The organism is Tardiphaga robiniae (assembly GCF_013359755.1).
In the GTDB taxonomy this organism is placed as follows: Bacteria; Pseudomonadota; Alphaproteobacteria; order Rhizobiales; family Xanthobacteraceae; genus Tardiphaga; species Tardiphaga robiniae.
On sequence record NZ_JABMCJ010000023.1, the window covers coordinates 1 to 630 of the forward strand.

Genomic DNA, 630 nt, shown 5'->3' on the forward strand with positions numbered 1-630 from the left:
GCTGTCCCTGTTATGGAGTAATCGTTTTGTGATATGCCGCAGAAACGTTGTATGAAATAACGTTCTGCGGTTAGTTAGTATATTGTAAAGCTGAGTATTGGTTTATTTGGCGATTATTATCTTCAGGAGAATAATGGAAGTTCTATGACTCAATTGTTCATAGTGTTTACATCACCGCCAATTGCTTTTAAGACTGAACGCATGAAATATGGTTTTTCGTCATGTTTTGAGTCTGCTGTTGATATTTCTAAAGTCGGTTTTTTTTCTTCGTTTTCTCTAACTATTTTCCATGAAATACATTTTTGATTATTATTTGAATCAATTCCAATTACCTGAAGTCTTTCATCTATAATTGGCATTGTATGTATTGGTTTATTGGAGTAGATGCTTGCTTTTCTGAGCCATAGCTCTGATATCCAAATGAAGCCATAGGCATTTGTTATTTTGGCTCTGTCAGCTGCATAACGCCAAAAAATATATTTATCTGCTTGATCTTCAAATGTTGTATTGATTAAATCAATTGGATGGAATTGTTTATCATAAAAAATTAATGTTTGAATGTGATAACCGTCCTTTAAAAAAGTCGTTTCTGCAAGCTTGGCTGTATAGTCAACTAACTCTTCTGTCGAA

At 33.3% G+C, this 630-nt stretch carries 1 protein-coding gene; it reads right to left on the bottom strand.

Annotation, left to right across the window (positions count from 1 at the left end; translation table 11 throughout):
* Positions 1-149: 149 nt before the first annotated feature.
* Positions 150-630: hypothetical protein (locus tag HP556_RS00100; protein ID WP_478134394.1), on the bottom strand; the 481-nt coding region annotated here is incomplete at its 5' end.